This is a genomic window from Metabacillus idriensis, assembly GCF_050483325.1.
Classification (GTDB): Bacteria; Bacillota; Bacilli; order Bacillales; family Bacillaceae; genus Bacillus_P; species Bacillus_P idriensis_A.
Genome location: NZ_JBCMYF010000031.1, coordinates 33154 through 53033, shown reverse-complemented (window position 1 = coordinate 53033; position 19880 = coordinate 33154). Strand labels below are relative to the sequence as shown.

Here is a 19880-nt window from a genome sequence, read left to right as displayed (position 1 = left end):
CTTTTAAGGCTGCATCCTACCGATGCAGCCTTATTTACTTGTGTCCAAAATTGATAAATGTGAGGCAATGAACCAATGAAATGGAACGAACAACTAGAAAAATGGCTGGCTTTTGATCAATTAGAGGAAGACTTGAAAACGTCTCTTCTTCAAATCCAGCATGACCCTAAACGAGCAGAAGATTCCTTTTATAAGAATGCAGAATTCGGAACCGGCGGCATCCGGGGAGAGCTTGGTCCTGGTACGAATCGATTAAACACGTATACCATCCGCAAAGCAACAGAAGGGCTCGCCAAGTATATTGAGGATCAGGGTGAGCTTGCAAAAACAAGAGGAGTTGTCGTTGCGTATGACTCACGGCACAAATCTCCTGAGTTTGCTTTGGAAGTAGCGAAAACTCTGGGCCATCACGGCATTACAACTTATGTCTTTGATGAGCTGCGTCCTACACCTGAGCTTTCTTTCGCCGTTCGCTATTTGAATGCTTTTGCTGGGATTGTCATCACTGCTAGCCATAATCCACCTGAATATAACGGGTTTAAAGTGTATGGAGAGGACGGCGGTCAGATTCCTCCCGGAGCAGTTGATCAGATCAGTGCATACATTGATGCCATTGAAAATGAGCTGCTGATCCCTGTTTCAGATGAGCAAACCTTGCTTGATAAGGGATTACTGGTTTATATCGGTGAAAAGGTTGATACTGCCTACCTAGAGCAGCTGAAAACGATTCAGCTGAATGAAACAGCAGGAAGCGACTTAAAGATAGTGTTTTCTCCTTTGCACGGAACGGCTAACAAGCTTGTGAGAAGAGGATTGGAGGCCTTCGGTTTCGAACATGTAACAATTGTAAAAGAACAGGAGCTTCCTGATCCAGACTTTTCAACGGTTACTTCTCCGAATCCAGAAGAGCATGAGGCGTTTGAGCTGGCGATTCAGTATGGCAAAGAGATTGATGCCGACATCCTTATTGGGACAGATCCTGATGCCGATCGTCTGGGAGTTGCGGTTAAAAACAGTGATGGTGAGTATGTAGTACTGACGGGGAATCAAATGGGAGCCTTGATGCTTCATTACTTGCTGTCTCAGAAAAAAGCCAAAGGACTGCTTCCAGCAAATGGAGTGGTGGTTAAAACCATCGTGACGTCTGAAATCGGACGTGCTATTGCTGAAAGCTTTGGCCTTCCGACAATCGATACTTTGACAGGCTTTAAGTTCATTGGAGAAAAAATCAATGAATTTGAGAAATCTGGCGAGTATACCTATCAATTTGGCTATGAAGAGAGCTATGGCTATTTAATTGGGGATTTCGTACGGGATAAAGATGCTGTTCAGTCTGCGCTGTTTGCAGCTGAGGTTGCTGCTTATTATAAATCAAAAGGAATGACTTTGTTCGAAGGCTTGCTTGAGATTTTTAAAGAGTACGGGTTCTACCAGGAGTCACTTCAGTCGCTGACGCTGAAAGGAAAAGATGGCGCTGAGCAGATCCAATCTATCATGACCTCTTTCCGGGAAAATCCACCTTCTGAAATTGCAGGATTGAAGGTGAAAGTTGTTGAGGATTATGAGTCAAGCAAAAAAGTTCATATTGGCGGCGGTAATGAGACTATCAATCTGCCAAAGTCCAACGTCCTGAAGTATTATTTGGAAGACGAATCATGGTTTACTCTTCGTCCGTCTGGCACTGAACCTAAGGCAAAGTTTTATTTTGGCGTGAAGGGTAGTTCACTTGAAGAAAGCAAGAAGGCTCTTCATATGATCCAAGAAGCTGTGATGGATAGAGTGAACAGCTTAGTTTCCGCTTCAGTATAGCAGTTCGTATTCGTGAAAATGATTGATAGAAAGAAGGAACAAACGTGACACAGTCACCATTATTTTTAACCCCTGTTTTCCAGGAACGCATCTGGGGAGGGACTTCACTGCGAGACAAATTTAATTATGAAATTCCATCTGATTTGACAGGTGAGTGCTGGGCAATTTCTGCTCATCCTAACGGACAGAGCACAATCGCATCAGGCGAACATGCGGGCAAGACACTCGGACAGCTTTGGGATGAGAACCGCGAGATTTTCGGGGGAGCAGAAGGAACGAAATTTCCTCTGCTAACAAAGATCCTCGACGCAAACAACGACCTCTCCGTCCAAGTTCATCCGAATGATGACTACGCTCACGCAAACGAAAACGGAGAACTCGGCAAAACCGAATGCTGGTACATCATCGACTGCAAAGAGGGAACCGATATGATTTACGGTCACACGGCTTCTTCAAAGGAAGAGCTAGTGAGAATGGTGGAGAATGAAGAGTGGGATTCTCTTCTTCGCCGTGTGAAGATAAAGCCGGGCGACTTCTTCTACGTGCCAAGCGGAACGATTCACGCGCTGTGTGAAGGCACGCTTGTGCTTGAGACGCAGCAAAGCTCAGATACAACGTACCGTGTCTATGATTATGACCGTACAGACGACAGGGGTGAGAAGCGGGAGCTGCATTTGGAGAAGGCGATTGAGGTAAGTACGGTTCCGCATGTGGACAGTCTTGCTGAGCAGAAGATAGAGGAACTTGATGGCGTGACCATAACCACTTTTGTCAAAGAGCAGTATTTTACGGTGTATAAGTGGGATATTCTAGGGAAAGCAAGCTTTACTCAAAAGCATCCGTTCCAAATCTGCAGTGTCATTGATGGAGAAGGAATCCTGCACCACGGCGAAGAATCCTATCCGCTGCCAAAGGGAACTCATTTCGTCCTGCCGGCGGGGATGGAGGCGTTTGTGGTTGAAGGGGATTGCAAGTTAATTGTGTCGCATGTGTGATGATGTTCCACGATCTGCTGAGCAGTAATGTGTTAGCAGAAGCAGGGACAGTCCAACATTTTAGTCAAAAGTGTGGAAACTAATAATCTTATCTGTACAGAGAACCTTAGCGGGTTCTCTGTTCGCTTTTTACTGCAATAGTTATAACTTGTAAGGGTAATGGTACAAATTACCTGCCTCATATACATTCGTGAGGGGGAATGTGTATGATTGAAATGGTAGACTTTTATAAAATAAGTACTCTCTATTTTCCTCACGTTACAAAAGTATTTATGAAAAGAATGACCTCCACTCATGCTCAGCTTTCTGATTATGACCTTATTCTCCCGGTTGAAAAGCACCCAGACAGAGAAGAATACATTCTAGTTGGTCGTTATGATTGCTACGAATATATATCTACTTTTCATAAAACGAAAGAAGTACTTTGTATTATTGAAGAATTTACAGAGAAAGAAACACAATACTTTAAGATCTTACGAAGGCTTCATAATAAAGGTGATTCAAATAAGAAAAACAAAAAATTACTATTGAATAGGCTTGAGCACCAAAATTTTTCAAAGATTAATAAAATGACGGGATTTTCTAGAAGTGAATTGAAAGATTATCGAAAAAACATTAAATTGGATTGCGGGTCTCAAATATAATGCTTCTATCAAAGATTTCCTTTACGTTAAAGCTGGACTTCACTATAAAGACAGTAATAGGTTGACTGATGAAAGAAGAAAGTTTTTGCAGAATTTTTTAAAACATGCAAATCGTTTCGATCAGCTGCCAGATTCCAAAAAGATTGATATCCTATCCAAAGCTATCAATTTCAAAAGGAATTGTAATTGTTTCATTTGCAAAATGAAATAGACAGGTACTTAAATTGATTAACAACTTAAGACTCTTTTGGTCATCAGTACTATTATAGGTTTTAAATGCTTTGTAATATGGTTTTGGAGCCACTAAAGTTGCAGTCAAACAAAGTTAAATAACTCTTGAGAGAGCTAAAGCCAATCAAGGTTTAATTTATATTAAATTTCAGGGATATTAACCATTTTTCCTGGTGACTTATTAATAAAAACATCGGGAATATTTGGGTTATTCTTCTTCAATTTATACTTTTGAATTTTTGTTAACTCAGGTTCAAAAGAAATATTCTGAGACTTAAAATTAAGGTTTAGTACTTTGTTATATGTCTCCATCAAAAATTCTTTCCACTCCTCTGAAGAAGAGTTTAACACTTCGTCTGAATTCTCTAACATCCGATAGCCGTCTGCGTAATGAAACATTAATAATCCGGTACCTAAATCACAATTTTGATTAGCCAAAATGATTTTTGGAATATCAAAACCATTATTCCAATTATAATTAAAAGCAAAGCCATGAAGTAGTAATGGCTTTTCAATGCTAGACAGCTGATTAACAACAAAGGATTTATCAGTATTATAAAGTAGCTGTTCAAGAAATTTGATATCTTTCTGTTCCATAGGAGTACCTCCTTCTAGGGGCATTTAGATTCACCCCTTTGCCCCTCAAAACTTTTCCATTCTTCGGGAATTATGTTGACTAATATATTCGCAATTTGTGGGTAAATTGCTCCATATTTTTAGTTTCAATCTATTATACCTCCTGTGTAGTTAGTAAGCCTGTCTGAATATTTTTCACCATCAATCTTGTAAAGTGTAAAATTTTATCATGCAAAAACTGTCATTTTTATTCTGGCGTTTACAAAAGACACAGCTTCCTATAGTGGGCAGCTGTGTCTTTTCAAAAAAGGATACATTATATTCGTGTATTTAGTTTCAAGAAACACAAATCAAATAGATAAATTATGAAAGGGATGTTTCAAGTGCATCATCAAACATGGAATCGAAATTGTCAAATGACTGAATGACAGTTCCTGAGGGCTTATCAAGTTCTAACCATGTTCCTTTATTCAGGTCATAACAATACCATACTGTATCGGAATCACCAAAAAATACATATTGCTTTTGCCAATCATTTTCATGCCAAGTCAAATTCGTTTCAATAAAACCATCGATATTATCATCAATTTCTTTTTCTAGGAGAATTTTATCTACTCCGTATACCACTAATCCATTAAAGTCTAGTCCATTCGCTTTTTTTAAGAATTTAATATATGACTCGAAAAAATGTATATTTCCAAGTTCTTTCTGTGTATTTTCCTTTAGTTTTTGTATTTCTGTATCTAATGCAGGATTTCTAAGGGAACTTCCGTACTTTTCTTCAATTCTTGAAATCTCGATCAATAATTCTTTCCACTTTGGCATATTCATTCGTCCTTTCTATTAAATGGCTTCGGAGGGTAAATCTCATGGTTAAACATTGGCCATTTTATCTTCTTGCTCTCTGTGGGAAGTAACTCTCTAGTTAAAGAGTTTTGCTCATTTGTAACTGCTTTATGAAAAGGATCGTTCTTTATTAAAACTAAATTACTGAAATCATTTGTACCGCCGTCATCTAATGGTCGGTTGTGATGTACTTGCCAGCCTTTTGGATTAAGTCCATCTTTCATTCTGGCGATGTCATTTTCACTTAATCCTGCCTCTATTAAATATTCTACTCTAACAGGATCATTAGCAAATCCTTTAAGAAAGTTTTTTCTGACTGAACTGTTAAATTGATTTCTTAGTAAAGCTGTTTCTTCTGGGAGTCTCTTTGTATAAATGATTTCCTTTAATTTCACATCTTTCAGATGAACTTTTTCTCCTTTTAGATTCCCGATAAAATAATGATCATTTTCACTTTTACCCGTGCCCCTAACAGCCGCGCTGCTCCTCGCCCAAGCAACAACCTTACTCAAAGACCTATGCTCCAAACCAGGCAACCCCATATTAATCCCCAAACGACTGGGACAACGCCGGCGGTGGCCATGGCTCCGGCGGTATGCGTTGGGCTTCTCTGAGTTTTTCCGCCGGCAACGGGTAACGGGTCGACGCCTTCTGTGGCACGCTTAAAGTCATAGAAGAAGGATACTTCGCCTGTTCAAGAAAGAGAAAAAACACCTGATTGCTCAAATGGCAAACAAGTGTTTTAACGTATTTCTATAATCAACTTAATAGAATCCTGTTTAAACTATTCTAACTCCTCCATCTTTTGCTTTAAATATGCTGCGATTTCAGTTTGACCAAATTCTCTCGCATATTGATAAGCGTTCATATCTTTCATACTCTCTCCAGTATATCGAATAGAAATATCTATACCTGAGTCAACTAGATACTGAACTACTTTTTTATGTCCCCCATAAATTGCTCCGAATAATGGGTTCCTTTTTGCTAAACTCACATCTAATTTGGAACCATTGTCAATTAAAAGCTTCACTATCTCCATATGTCCTTCTCCTGATGCCAAATTTAATGCAGAAGCATCAAAAGTACCACCTCTAGCATTTATATCAATGCCTTTATCAATAAGAAATCTAACTATTTCAGCGTTTCCTTGCTTAGCAGCTACGTGTAACCAAGTACCAAATGAAGTCATTGTGTTAAGAACTTCCTTATCATCCCCTATTAATTTTCGTACTTGCTCAATATCATCAGATTTAATTGCCTTTCTAATGGGTTTAATTACACTTATTTTATCCATGACATACCCTCCATAATTATAATTATCTTCTACTAGCTAAAATTCCCAATTCTTCAAGAACTTCTATAATATCTTCAGAGTCTCCACCTTCAGCTTCTACAGCTTTTAATTGACTCACCACGTTTTCCAAAGCATCCAAACTATGTTGCCCTGTAACTGCATTGGGTGCCCATACAAGATTTTCTTTACCGATTATCGGGTCTATTCCATACCTTCTTAATAAATCTTGCCCTTCTTGGACAAGTTTTTGCTGGGTTTCACCAAGCCCTTTTTTAAATAAAATATGATGGGCATGTGGATTAATCATGGCCAATGGTGGAGGCCCAATTAATTTTTTGAGATATTTTCCAAAATCAATTTTTATTAATGCTTCATTGTATTCTTTTGTAATTCCTAACTCAGACATCTTTTTTCTAATCTCCGACAGCTCATCTACACTAAACGAATTATTTTGAATAGCATTTTTTAGCTTAGTCATTACAGCAGTGTCGACATTCCCGTTAACAACTATTTTCTCAAGATAATCTTCCAATGTGTAACTCGTGCCTCTTACAGCCGAACTACTCCTCGCCCAAGCAACAATCTCACTTAAAGACCTGTACTCCAAACCAGGCAGCATATTCATCCCCATACCTGCTGCCTGTCTTGCTGGAACCGGAATCGGAACCCGAACACTCCCAACTCTCTTCCCAACATCCCTCAAAATCGCATGTGCACTCTCAATCTTCCGGTTCACATACTGATTGCTGAACGGCAGCATATTCCCGTTTTTAGCAGCAAGTTTGTCCCATCCATAGGCTGCTCCTCCGACTCCGAGTATTCCGAGGGCCTGCATGAGGCTCTGCTGTCTTTGCTGGTCTGAAAGCTGGTTGCCGAACATGTCTTTGCCAAGGACAGCTTCGCCTAGTCCGTTCGAGGAGACTAGGCCGTATATGCCCATTTCGGTTTTCTGCAGTGTGCTGAAAGATTTGGGTGTTTTATACGCGTCCAGGGCATGATCGGCAGCGTTGTAGGCTTTGACGCTTTTGTAGATGGCGCTGCCGCCTTTGAAGGCTCGTCCGGCCCAGCCTACGACTGGGATGACTCCGGCGGTGGCCATGGCTCCGGCAGTGATGCGCTGGGCTTCTGTGAGTTTTTCGCCGGTAACGGGGTCGACGCCTTCTATGGCACGCTTATAGTCATAGTAGCCTGATACTTCGCCGGTGAATGTTTTGGTTGTATCCCAGACTTTTTCGTACCATGGGCGGGCTTCTAGTTCTTGGACAATTTTCATTTGTTTTCGTGCTTCTGCCTGTTCTGCTTTGAATGTCAGATATTCCTTTGAGCTATTCTCGATGTCAGATTTCATCTTGTAGATGTCGCTGTTTTTGTAGGCTTTTGCGTCAAAATGAAGGGGGGTGATGCTGGTTCCTTGTCTGGAGGATTCGAGCAGCTGCCCAAATAGTCCTGTCAGGTAGTGCTGATCGTTGTCTGAGATGGCGTATTCTGCTGTCAGAGTCTGATCGAGCTGATTGACGGCGTCGACTGTCTGCCTTCTCTCTTTTTCAGCTTTGGCCATATGGTCCTCAAAGGCGTCAGCTGAAAAAACTGGCAGGGAGATTAAGTCATCAATACTGTGCAGAATGGACTTGAGGGCGTTCTGCTGACCTTCCACCATTTCCCTTGCGCGGTCCCGGGCTCTCGGAATGTTTTCTTCAAGAAAAGGCAGTTGGACGAACGTGCTGCCGGAAAGCTTGGCGTCTTCCGTGTCGCCCTCAACCCCTTTGAAAAAAGCAATGTTTTTATCGATCAGCCGGATCCATGCTTCTGCGACGTCTGCCTGGGCAGAATAGAAGCCTTTTATTACTTCAGCCCCTTTTCCCTGAAATTCATCACCTGAGTTTGCGATGTCTAAAAATTGGTTTTTCAGGTGATTCACCTGTCCCTTCAGATTTTCGTATTGGCGGGCACGCTTTTCCATTGCTGACACAAGTGTTTTGGCTTCGTAAACCTTGATGATTGCCGCCTCCTTTTGAGGACGTTGCTTTGTCCTGATTCTTATTTCATTGAAAAGTACACGCGTGTCTCATATGTTCAATTGAATTAGTGGACTTAAAAAGCAATAGGATATGAATCTGATTCAGCAATTACGGGAGTTGAAGTGGATTACTCCTAAATCTATTTTCCATATTTTATAGTATAAGGTAGATAGTAGGATGGCTGAATAGGACAATCGGCTTTAATTTCCCTTTATAGAACATTTAAATAGGAATGGAAGTTGATATCAATTAATAGAACAAACATTAATAGCACAAAAATAGCACAAACCATGGGGGTGGCTTGTGCTGCTGATGTTCGTATGTTTATTAATGTGTATTCTCAACTTTCAGTGCTTACTGTATCATCAGAAACTTCCGCTGCAGATTCCCTCTTCACAAGCTGCGCGGGGAGCAAAGTCTTCAGAAACGGCTCTTCCTTATTATCCATCCGCCAAAGGCCCCTCGTGGTCTGCACAAATTACATGCCATGACCTACATGTTTATGATGCCATAATCAAGTAGTTCTAAAATAATGTAACTAAAGAACTATTTAACTGTAAATTTAATGCTATAATTACTCTTAGTTAAGCCAACTATGAATGAAATTGGAGTGTGAAAGATTGAATGTTTAATAGTAAAAAAATGTATCGTGCGCTAGGAACGATATTGCTGGGTGCAATGGTTTTACCTGTGATTACAGTTCAGGCAGCTGAAACCCTATCTCCTCCCAAGACTCCATCTAAAACGGAGGTAATTCAGAAATGGGAAGAGTTAGACAAAGTCAGGTACTCTGATTCAACTCCTTATGAAGAAAAACCTTCAATCATTGCTCCGTATAAAGCAGGCGTTTTAAACGGGCAGTACATAGAGCAAGGGATAAGAACAGCTAATTTCTACCGTTATATGTCAGGTCTTCCTATGAATCTTGCAGATGATCAAGTGTTAAATAATCTTGCCCAGCACGGGGCTGTTTTGTCTGCCAAGAATGGCTATATTAGTCACAGTCCGCCGAAGCCGGCTGATATGCCCAGCAGTTTTTATAGCAATGCTGCATTTTCTTCGTCTACAAGTAACCTTGCTATGCTGAGCTGGAATCCAGCGATAAATATGCTTTCTCATACGGTTGATAAGTATATGGAAGATTTCAATGTTGAGTCAGCCGGTCACAGAATGTGGATTCTTTCTCCGTACGTTTCTGCAGTGGGTTTCGGATTAGCCGCTGATGAGAATCAGCAAGCGGGATATTCCGACATGAATGTGTTTGGCTACAGACTTCCGGCAGCTTCCTATTCCCCTTTTGACTATTTTGCCTATCCATCAAACGGCGATTATCCAAAGGAGTATTTTAAAGCTGATTATGCCTGGTCCATCGGAATTGATCAAAATTTGCACACACTACTTGGGGATCTTGAGCAGTTAAAGGTAACGTTAACGCGGAAATCGGACAATAAAAAGTGGGAATTTCCTTATAGCAGCGATCGCCTGAAAATCGGTAATGGAGCGGGAAAACTAAATACACTCATCTTCAGGCCGCAACTTGACTACATAAAAGATGGGGAAGAGTTTACAGTCGATGTGACAGGTATCAAAGATTTATATGGCAATTCCTATTCCATTTCTCACAAAACAGGATTTTTTGATTTAATAGAGGACCGTGCTTACGGGGTTGTAGCGGATGCAGAAACAAACAAACCGCTGTCCGGGGCTGCAGTTGAATTTCACCGTGTGACCCCAACAGGAAATTCGCTGTATCGAACACTTTCTACCAATTCAATAGGAGAATACGATTATACAGGATTCCCGCTTGGTGAATATGAACTCGTGATTAAAAAAGAAGGGTATGCCAAGACATCCTTCAGTGGAATTCAGATTGAAAATGAAGCGGATCGTTTTGATGATTATCTCGGAAAGATAGACCTGGATCGTTATTCTGATCAAGTTCCGCCTGATGTCCCGAAAGTAAATGCCATTACGGATAAATCGGCATCTGTGACAGGAACGGCTGAGGCAGGTACTCTCATTACAGTAAAGAAAGGCACTGCCGTCTTAGGTAAAGCAGGAGCAGACGCACAGGGGCGGTATTCGGTACAAATACCAAAACAGGCCGCAGGAACTGTGATTCTGGTAACAGCAACAGATGATGAAGGCAATGAAAGTCCGGCAGTCAGAGTAACAGTAACGGATGCAACAGCACCTGCTGCGCCTGCAGTGAACAGCTTGACGGATCTTGATAATCGGATAACGGGAACTGCTGAAAAAAGTGCAACAATCATTGCAAAAACAGCAGGAAAAGAGATTGGACGATCTGTTGCCAATGCTAGCGGACAATTTCAGATTGCAATCAATAAGCAGACTGCCGGCAGCACCATTGAACTATCGGCCACTGATGCAGCAGGCAACAAGAGTGCAGCCATCACTATCCAGGTAGCTGATCAAATGCCGCTGACAGAAAAACTGATAGGCAGTAACCGCTATGATACAGCGGTCAAAATTTCAAATGCCGGGTGGGAAACGTCAAACACGGTCTTTTTAGTAAATGGATGGGCAATTGCAGACGGATTAACTGCGACACCGCTGGCTTCAGTTCATTCGGCTCCCGTACTGCTGGCAGCGAAAGATTCCATACCGGCATCAACGATAGAGGAAATCAAACGGCTGAAAGCAAAAAAGATTGTGATCATTGGGGGAACGGGGGTTATTTCTCTTAATGTAGAGAAAGATTTAGTGTCAAAAGGGCTGAATGTTGTCCGTATCGGAGGCAAAAATCGCTATGACACTTCTCTTATCATCGCCCAGGAGCTGGACAAACTGTCAGATGTCCACACCGCTTATTTCGCATACGGTTTTGGTGAACCAGATGCCCTTTCCGTCGCCGCTCAAGCAGGACAAACAAAGCAGCCCATCATTTTAACAAAGAAAACAGAAGTACCCGCAAATATCTATAAATGGCTGCAAGAAGAACGCCTGCAAAACGCATACTTTATCGGAGGAACAAGTGTCGTCAGCGCGGAAATCATGAAAGAAGTGAATGAAATCACAGACAAAGATGTGCTGAACAATCGTTTAAGCGGCTCCAATCGTCAAGAAACTAACGCAAAAGTCATAAATGCTTTTTACAAACAAACAGATTTGCCAACGATTATGGCGGCACATTCAAATACCGACAAGCTTGTCGATGCCCTGGCAGCAGGCCCTTTAGCCGCAAAATGGAATGTCCCAGTTCTGCTGGTATCAGACACTGGACTGCATCATACCCAAATCAGTGCCATTGAAGGCGTTCAAACAGCAAAGGTCCATCAAATTGGCGGAGGAATTGATGCTGCCATATTGGATCAATTAGTAGAACTAATGAACTGAGAGATCTTTAGGCAAGGCGCAGCTGCTTTGGGCAGGTGCGTCTTTTATATGCTATTCATATAATCTTTTGGTGATATACAGAAGTAATGAACTGTTCATTTGAAAAACATAAAATCTTACACGATGAGTGTCCATGATAAAACTTAAACGAATAAATGCAGGGTTTCTAAATTTAAAGGACGAGGAATGTGGAGGAGAGGTATTAAATAACAGCAAAGTGGAGCAGTCAAACTCCCGATTTTTATAAAAAGAATTTGAATGGAGACAAATAAGTAAAGAGTTAAGAAAGATTATATTAAACGGCTGATTAAGGCAGGCTGCAAGGATATTGGGGATTTCTCCGAATCTGGTGTTTAAGGAAGGAAGCGTGAGAACCTTCACACTGCTACCTTCTATTCTAAGCTTAATTTTAGCGCATCTTCCAGCATTAAATTAAAATCTTGAATCTCCAAAAAAGACTTACTGTTTTTTCCATTCATTCTCATACCAGATTTCATTTGTTTCAATCAATTCATAAATCTCTTCTGCTACTTGATTTTTATTAACTCCATAAATAACTAAGCCATTGAAATCCAATCCATTCGCTTTCTTTAAAAATTGTATATACTTCTGCAGGAGCTCTCTTGTTATTAACTATCTTTTGGGTTGTTACATCTTTAATAACTACCTTTTCTCCCCTCAATGTCCCTTCAAAATTACCCAGCAAATCCACTTTTCGCATTAGGTCTATTTGTTTATTAAAGTATTTTTTCTTAATAATAGTTCCTTATTCCTAACAATTTTATTAAAATAGAACTATTACAATATCAGGAAGGTTTGCGAAATGATAACATCATTGGAAGATTTGAAAGAACCTGTTCTTGCGTCACTTGAAAAAATTCATAGATTACTGAAAGATAAAGAGGATTTACGTAAGACTTCGGGAAAAATAGAGAAAATTATAGATGACTTGCAGGAGCCGCCGGTTGTCATGATTTTCGGGGAATTCAATGCAGGTAAATCTACATTTATAAATGCATTGTTAGGGGAAAAGATTTTGACTTCAGACGTTATACCGGCAACTGCGGTTGTAACGAAGTTGAAGTACGGAAGCCGGAGGGAACTGGTTGCCCATTTTAAAGACGGTTCAAAGAAGGTGATGCAATCTTCCCAGCTTGAACAACTGTCTTCTGAGAGAAAAGAGCAGCAGAAACTAAGGGAATCGCTTTACTATCTGGAGTTAAAGGTAAACCATCCTCTTTTAAAAACGATGAGTCTCGTCGATTCTCCGGGTTTGAACTCAGGACATGATCACCATACAGCGGCTACTGAGATGTTTATGGACATGGCGGATGAGGCTTTTTGGGTATTTTGGTACAAGAATGTTGGGCTGTCGAGTGAAATGGAGTCGATCCAGCAGCTGATTTCTAAGGGCATTAAACCTGTTGGAATTGTGAACGGAATTGATCAGCTGGACGATGAAACAGACAATCTTGATCAATATCTTGAGTACATTAAAACAAGGCGTCTTCAGGGAGTACTTGATAAAGTCATTGGTCTCTCTGCCTTGGAAGCGCTTGAAGGGCAGGTGACCGGAGACAGAGACCTCCTTGAGCTGAGTAATTGGGGAGAATTACAATCTGTCTTAGGTCAAACGAAAGGGAGAGATGACGTAAAGAAAGCCAAACTGCTTGGCCGGATTACGGAAGCATTTGGTGAAATTGCTAAAGTTCTTACGGCGAATCTAAAAAAGTATCAGTCTGCCGGAATTGAGCGGTCTGTAGTTGAAATAGTAAAAATCGCAAAGGATTTAAGGAAGCTTGATAAAGAACAAGCCAATCTCACAATCTGGATGGAACAGTTGTCAGTGGCAAACAGCCTTTTTAACGGGAAGGGAAAGATTGTAAACCTTGATCAGATGGACAGAGAGATGGAGCACTTTGCATCCGTTTATACAGAGATTAAAGGAACGGACTCCGTTATCAAAAATGTCATGGGAAAGTGGAATTCTTTAAGGTCAGCTATTATTTCTCAGAAGGAGCTTGCTGGGCAGTATACGGGGGAATTTGCTGATGTTTCCAGCATGAAAGAAGAGTTAACAGATCATTGGAACCACGTTAAGCAGTCCAGATTCTTTAAAGGGAAAAAGATGTCTGCCATGCAGGAGAAAACACAAGAGTATGAAAGGCAGCTAGGGGATTTGCGGGAAATGAAGCTGAAGGTGGAGAAGGGAAAAATGGACTTGGAAAAGTTGAACTCGTCTTTTCTGCAGTCACTCCAGCATCGTGTACGGGATCTCAGGAATGATCAGGCTGAGAATATTAATCGGTATCTGAAAAAAAGAAATCATCTCTATCTTGGAATGAAAGCTGCGACAAAAGACGTACGTTACGAACATGTGTATCAACTCTGTGCTCTGACTGATTTCCTGGAAGATGTTTTGGACATTGCGGATGAAATTGGAGAAGGTGCCGGCTGGTTTGTTTTAAGACGGGATGATTATCTTTCAAGCGGCACTTCCATCGATTTTAGCCGTTTTGAACAAGCCTATGCTTATGTGAAAACAATAAATGCTGATTCAAACATAGCTTTGGCAGAAAAAAGGCTGACAACCTTTGCATTTCTGGGTAATCCTCTCTTCGGCAAAACCGCTGAACCAGAAAATCTTCCTTTTGACCTTGTAAAGGAACATAAAGCGCACCGCCGTTCTCATAATGAAAAGCTTTTTGTTGGAGCTTTGCTGCTCATTCCGCTCATAGGGGCCATCGTGGATGCTCAGGAACCGGACGTGCAGGGAGTTTATGAGGAATACAATGAAAATGATTTTGAAGAGAATGCAGAGGCAGAAGAGATGCTTGCTGTTGAGGAGCCAATAGAAGAAAATACAGGATGGCAGCAGATAGAAGACGGACAGATTGAGGAACTTATCGGAAGTCTCCAGGAAATGGTTCTGTCAAACGGCCCCTCCGGATTGGATTCTGAACGATTCGGTTCGGAGACCGAACTAGAGTCGTATCGGGAGTATGTTTCAGGCGCAGGAGATGGAAAAAGTCTCGAGAACCTTGATTACGACCTGATTTCTGTAGACCGGTCAGACCCGGACACTCTTGTGGCAGTCATTCAGGAGAATCAAACGTTCAGCAATGCATTCACAAAAACGGTTTACGAAGTAGAAGCCACATACAGCATGAACCTGGATGAATACGGACAGCTCTCGATTGTTTCTTTTTCATATGAGATTGTGGACACAACTGAAGAGTCATTGATTAAGGTAACACAATCTGATTTGGAGTCTTTTTTCAGCTACTATTTGGAAGATGCTGAAATGGAATACAACACAAATGCTGATTCAACTTCTAAATACTTGAGCATGGATGCTTCCATTGCTCCCCACTCTTTTGCAGATGGGCTTGAAGGGTATATTCTTTCATTTGTAACAGCAGACATAGTGAGCTTCGAAAAGGTAACTGAAAATCAGTACAAAGTAAACACTTCTGAAGAATTTATTCTTGTTAATTCTCAGAATAAAGAAGAAATCAGTGTAAAAGATGAACGGGAGTACACAGTGGGATTATCCGAAGGAAGTCTTGGAGAATTGCTAATCTATCATGCCTCGCAAACGAACACGACTCAAGCTGTCGTGAAAGAGCCGGCTTATAACCTGCTCGTTAAACCAGAGGATGTGCAGTCAGCAATAACCAAATTTCAGAAATCCTACATTGATGCATATAACTTGAATGACTTTTCTTATGTCCGTTCGCTGTACGATGGGGAAGGCAAAGCTGTGATAGAAGCAGAAAGCAGGATGCAGACGCTGAAAGAGAGTGTGGAAACGATGGAGCTTGTCACCTATGTTCCTCATAATGTCACTCCGGTGGACCAAGATTTTTACAGAGTAGATGTAACAAGACAGCTGAACTACATACAAATCGACGGAATTGTCCGTTTCGTTGAATTTGAATCATCCTATTTGATGAAAGTGACACCGGACGGGGAAATTCTTCTGAATGACATTTTTTCATCTGAAGTAATCCAGGACAAAGTGATAGAAGATGGAGAGATGTAAATCATGTTTGAAATCAGCCACTACACCAAAATGAAAAAAGATGTCCTTTTAACTCTTATAGAGTTGAAAAGTGTACTCATGGAAGACCGGCAGCAGGATTTATCTCTTAAACTAGATGAACTTGCACGCCAGACAGCGGACGATAAGTTCCAGATCGTCGTAGTAGGTGAATTCTCGAGAGGGAAGTCGACTTTTATCAATGCGCTTCTTGGGAAAATCATTCTTCCGTCAAGTGTTAAACCGACAACTGCCATTTTAAATAAGGTCGCTTACAGTGAAGAACCTGAGATTAAGCTGAACTACCATGGGAAAAAGAAAACGGAAACCATATCAGAAGAACGGTTTAAAGAGCTCACGGCCCCATTGGAACCTATCTTTGGGGATGAAAGGTCAGAAAAGGAATTTAAAGAACAGGCGGAGCAAATTCAGGCAATTGCCTACGCGGAGATTGGCTATCCGGTCCCTTTTTGCAAAGATGGTGTGGAAATTATTGATACACCGGGGACAAATGATCTTGATGCGGCAAGAGAGGAAGTAACCAACCGAATTATTCCGCAGTCGGATGCGGCTGTTTTTATCCTTTCTGCAACGAAAATTCTCTCCTCTTCTGAGATGAGTTTTTTGAAAGACCGCCTGCTCGCAAGTGACATTCAAAAAGTCTTTATCGTCATTAATTTTAAAGACGAACTGCGGACTGAGGAAGACCGTCAAAAAGTAGTAAAGTACGCAGAAGAGCATTTGAGAGAAGTTCTTGGTCATCCGAAAATACACCTGATTGCAGCCAAACAGGCATTAAATGCAAGGAGACAGGCTGGCGGGGAGGTCCTGACTGCAAGGAGAAGGCCGGTAAGGGTCTGGCCGCTTGAAGAGACAGGGGTGCCCGAATTCGAATCGCATTTGGCAGACTTCCTTCAGTATGAACGGGGTGCAGTGAAGCTGTCAAAGCCGGTTGCAAGGGCAGAGCGCATCATTAAAGAGCAGCTTGCAAAACTAAAGGTGGACAAGATAAGCTTTTACCAGAATATTGATGAACTGAAAGAACGCGGGAAGCAGCTTGAGCAACAAATCCAATCTCTCGGCAAAAAAACAAAAGGTGCATTGGCAAAGCTTGAGATTGAGCTGCAAAAACAGGAAGCAGGGATGATGGACTGGTACCGCGGCCAGTTAAAAGATCTGTCACGTGCTGCACATCAAACGTTTGATGAGAACAGTCATTTATCTGTTTCGCAGCTATCAGGCCTTATTGAAGCAGCCATTGCTCCAATGGAAAAAGCCATCCACCTTGGAAGGCAAAAGAGAATGAAAGAAGCCATTGCTTCTGCTTCAGCTTTAATCAGTCTTGAGCTTGAAAAGGATTGGACGGACGTGAACAAAGGATTCACTGACCTCATACAGGTGAAAGAACAAAGTGAAGGATTTGTCCTGCAGCAGACGTTTTCAGGATTTTTGGCAGAGGCGGCAGAGGAATTGGGAGATGCTGTTTTTACCAGTAAAAGCCTTGCAGGATCGATTCTTGCCGGAGTAGGTCTTATTGCTACAGGTCTGGCTGCAGGGGTTGCCTGGCTGTTTGGAGCCTTTGATGATCGAAAAGGAAAATTGAAACGGCAGATTGATCAGCGGTTTACGATCAATCAGGCAGAAAAAACGGCAAGATGCAAGGCGGAGTGGAAAGATACCGCTTCAGCCGTCATCAAAACCTATAAGCAGTCCATCGCTTCTGAAATTGCAAAAAAACAAGCTCATCTGGAAACGGTTATTAAAAATTCGGATATGAAGGAAGATGACATTCTGGAGCGGTTACAGCAGATAAATGAAATGGAAACAAGGCTGCAGTCCATAATGACTGATCTGCAGCATCATAGAGAGGGCTTCTCATTAAAAGAAAAGGCTGGTGCTCTCAGATGACGGCCAAGGAAAAGATCCTTCAGGAAATTCAGAACATCCTTGATGCTTTCAATCCAGGTGAAGACCGCTGGAAGCATGCTTTGACGGGTCTTCAAACGCTAAGAAAAGATATCCTGGAAGCATACAATTCGATTGTAGTTGTCGGAGAGTTTAAAAACGGGAAATCGACGTTTATTAACGCTTTGCTCGGTGAACATCTGCTTCCGGTTGACGTAACTCCGACAACTGCGGCCCTGCATGTTTTAATGTGGGGAGAAAACCGGAAGCTCCATGTTGTGAAAAGAAACGGACAGACAGAAACAGGTACTCTCGACGTTTCAGCCCTGCAGCAGTTTTCTGCAGGATCTCATTCTCAGGAGGATGAGATTAGCTATCTTAAAGCAGAAATCCCGGTAAACATCCTTAAAAACAGGGTGGTGCTGATTGATACTCCAGGTGTGAATGACCTGAACGAGCACCGGGCTGAAATCACGCACCAGTTTATTCCTAAGGCAGATATTATCTTTTTTATGTTTTCTGCAACCGATCCGTTAAAGCAGACCGAGCAGATCTTTATTAAAGAGCATGTGATGAAGTACGGCAGTGGAAAAGTGGTCTATCTTACTAACTTTATTGACCGCCTGGAGGAAGAAGAGCTGGAAGAAACCATGACCTACCTTTCCAGAAGGCTGACATCGGTCACCGGCGATAACTCTCCAGTGATTATTCCAATCTCTTCTCTTGAGGGTCTTGATGCAAAGCTCCACCAGGATGAGGAGCTCTATGAATCCTCGGGCATGAAAGAAGTGGATGAGGTTATACATGCCATTCTTTCGTCTCCTGGCAGGGAAGAGGAAAAGAATCTCAGATACAAGGCCCGTTTTGAATATGAACTGAATATCCTTCAGAACAGGCTGGATATGGAACGGGAAATTGCTTCCAAAACAGCGGATGAGGCTCAGGAACAGCTTTTCGCTGTACAGCAGTGGCTGAATCAGGCTGAGAACAGGGATGCGCATCTGACGTCATACATTCACGAGCGGGAGGGAGAAATTCTCTTTCTCATCCGAAAATCGCTTGCCCATTTCGAGAACCGCATAAAAGAAGATGCTGAAGACCGTATTCATTATTTTCAAGGGGGAGACCTCCATACATTCGTCCATTCGCAGCTCTTGCTTCATATCAAATCACAAGTGAACAGGTGGCTTGAAGAATACGGAGAATACATTCACCACCTTCTTCATAAGCTTGAAGCTGAGGTGGCAGCAGGATTGAGCCGATCCTTTTCAAAGTCTGTCAAAATTGAATCCTATCAGGCCGATCGTTTTACATACCGCCAAATGAATGACTTATCAGTTCCTGAGGGCGGAAATTCAAATGTAAAAGCGGGACTGATGATTGGCGGAGCCAGTGCCTTTGCTCTTGCCCTTGGAGGAGGTTTTCTCATTCCCGTGATCGGAATGGCCGGCCTGCCGTTTTTACAGAAGACTCTTAACGAAAATAAACTTCAGCAGCTGAAACCCGAACTGAAGCTTCAGATGGATGCCTACCTTTCTGCTCTTGTACAGGACTTATACACATACCTGTCCGAAAAAGTTGTGGAAGCCATCGATCAATGCGTGACCCAGTCCCTTGCTGCTTTTCAGAAAGAAATCTATGCCATGACGTACATGATGGAAAAGAAACTGAACGACAGCACGCAAAGTAAAGAACATACAGATGCAGAGCTTCAGGCAATCGATGATCTTTCTAGCATGCTGACTAACTCAAAAGAAACCGTAGGAGGATACCATGAACGAATTTCTAACCGGTGATCCGGCACCTTTATCCGAACTGTTTGATGCTGATTTTTCACAGTCTCAAAACACTTCCCTGCTGGTAGGGAGTGAAGGACCGGCTTTTGTTGGATACACTGTTTCAAATCTAGTAAACATTCAGGATTTCTTTCAGCACGAAGATCCACTAAAACAGGCTTTTAAAATGTCATATGATCCTTTTCACTTCCATACCGTAGAGCCTCATCTGGTAAAGGGTTACTTCAGACAGGATGGAACCTACGTGGAAGGTTACTTTAGAGATCGTGACGGCAATACCTCCGTCAATTTGACAGCTGAATCAGGCGGCGGATACATAAGGTCCAATCCGGATGGGGTGAAGTGGAATAATTTGAACGGGGGTTAA

At 41.9% G+C, this 19880-nt stretch carries 13 protein-coding genes and 2 pseudogenes; 8 read left to right on the top strand and 7 right to left on the bottom strand.

Annotated elements, in window-relative coordinates; genetic code table 11:
- The first annotated feature begins 75 nt into the window (after nt 1–75).
- The 3 genes from ABEQ24_RS17570 (at nt 76) to ABEQ24_RS17560 (ending at nt 3448) form a co-directional block, all read left to right on the top strand.
- Nucleotides 76–1809 carry a phospho-sugar mutase gene (locus ABEQ24_RS17570; protein WP_430008003.1) on the top strand — a complete coding sequence of 578 codons (1734 nt, stop codon included), beginning with the start codon at nt 76–78 and terminating at the stop codon, nt 1807–1809.
- 44 nt (nt 1810–1853) lie between these two features.
- Nucleotides 1854–2804: a mannose-6-phosphate isomerase, class I gene (gene manA / locus ABEQ24_RS17565; protein WP_430008002.1), complete on the top strand. Its 951-nt coding sequence runs from the start codon at nt 1854–1856 to the stop codon at nt 2802–2804.
- A 206-nt stretch (nt 2805–3010) separates the two neighbouring features.
- Nucleotides 3011–3448 carry a hypothetical protein gene (locus tag ABEQ24_RS17560; RefSeq protein WP_430008001.1) on the top strand — a complete coding sequence of 146 codons (438 nt, stop codon included), beginning with the start codon at nt 3011–3013 and terminating at the stop codon, nt 3446–3448.
- A gap of 372 nt (nt 3449–3820) precedes the next feature.
- On the opposite strand, the gene ABEQ24_RS17555 is transcribed toward ABEQ24_RS17560, so the two are convergent.
- The 6 genes and pseudogenes from ABEQ24_RS17555 to ABEQ24_RS17530 form a co-directional block, all read right to left on the bottom strand.
- Nucleotides 3821–4276, bottom strand: coding sequence for a DUF4274 domain-containing protein (locus tag ABEQ24_RS17555; RefSeq protein ID WP_430008000.1), 456 nt, complete (start codon nt 4274–4276; stop codon nt 3821–3823).
- Between the two features lie 342 nt (nt 4277–4618).
- On the bottom strand, nt 4619–5080 hold the full coding sequence (locus tag ABEQ24_RS17550) for a YrhA family protein (protein ID WP_430007999.1): 462 nt from the start codon (nt 5078–5080) through the stop codon (nt 4619–4621).
- A 2-nt stretch (nt 5081–5082) separates the two neighbouring features.
- On the bottom strand, nt 5083–5613 hold the full coding sequence (locus ABEQ24_RS17545) for an HNH endonuclease signature motif containing protein (protein WP_430007998.1): 531 nt from the start codon (nt 5611–5613) through the stop codon (nt 5083–5085).
- Between the two features lie 41 nt (nt 5614–5654).
- Nucleotides 5655–5795 (bottom strand): annotated as a pseudogene (locus ABEQ24_RS17540) (hypothetical protein); the annotation flags it as partial.
- A 90-nt stretch (nt 5796–5885) separates the two neighbouring features.
- Nucleotides 5886–6395, bottom strand: a complete 510-nt coding sequence (locus ABEQ24_RS17535) for an ankyrin repeat domain-containing protein (protein ID WP_430007997.1) — start codon at nt 6393–6395, stop codon at nt 5886–5888.
- A 22-nt stretch (nt 6396–6417) separates the two neighbouring features.
- Nucleotides 6418–8391 carry a T7SS effector LXG polymorphic toxin gene (locus tag ABEQ24_RS17530; protein ID WP_430008065.1) on the bottom strand — a complete coding sequence of 658 codons (1974 nt, stop codon included), beginning with the start codon at nt 8389–8391 and terminating at the stop codon, nt 6418–6420.
- Between the two features lie 646 nt (nt 8392–9037).
- Here ABEQ24_RS17530 and ABEQ24_RS17525 point away from each other — a divergent pair.
- Entirely contained in the window at nt 9038–11770 is a 2733-nt protein-coding gene (locus tag ABEQ24_RS17525; protein WP_430007996.1) for a cell wall-binding repeat-containing protein, read from the top strand.
- Between the two features lie 462 nt (nt 11771–12232).
- On the opposite strand, the pseudogene ABEQ24_RS17520 reads toward ABEQ24_RS17525, so the two are convergent.
- A pseudogene (locus ABEQ24_RS17520) lies at nt 12233–12388 on the bottom strand (YrhA family protein); the annotation flags it as partial.
- A gap of 205 nt (nt 12389–12593) precedes the next feature.
- On the opposite strand from ABEQ24_RS17520, the gene ABEQ24_RS17515 reads away from it, so the two are divergent.
- Genes ABEQ24_RS17515 through ABEQ24_RS17500 form a run of 4 tightly spaced genes read left to right on the top strand, consistent with a single transcriptional unit; the run spans nt 12594 to nt 19880 of the window.
- On the top strand, nt 12594–15815 hold the full coding sequence (locus tag ABEQ24_RS17515) for a dynamin family protein (protein WP_430007995.1): 3222 nt from the start codon (nt 12594–12596) through the stop codon (nt 15813–15815).
- Between the two features lie 3 nt (nt 15816–15818).
- Nucleotides 15819–17720: a dynamin family protein gene (locus ABEQ24_RS17510; RefSeq protein WP_430007994.1), complete on the top strand. Its 1902-nt coding sequence runs from the start codon at nt 15819–15821 to the stop codon at nt 17718–17720.
- A complete protein-coding gene (locus ABEQ24_RS17505) occupies nt 17717–19513 on the top strand; it encodes a dynamin family protein (RefSeq protein ID WP_430007993.1) in 1797 nt (598 codons plus the stop codon). The genes ABEQ24_RS17510 and ABEQ24_RS17505 overlap by 4 nt, the downstream gene beginning before the upstream one ends.
- Entirely contained in the window at nt 19491–19880 is a 390-nt protein-coding gene (locus tag ABEQ24_RS17500; protein ID WP_430007992.1) for a hypothetical protein, read from the top strand. The genes ABEQ24_RS17505 and ABEQ24_RS17500 overlap by 23 nt, the downstream gene beginning before the upstream one ends.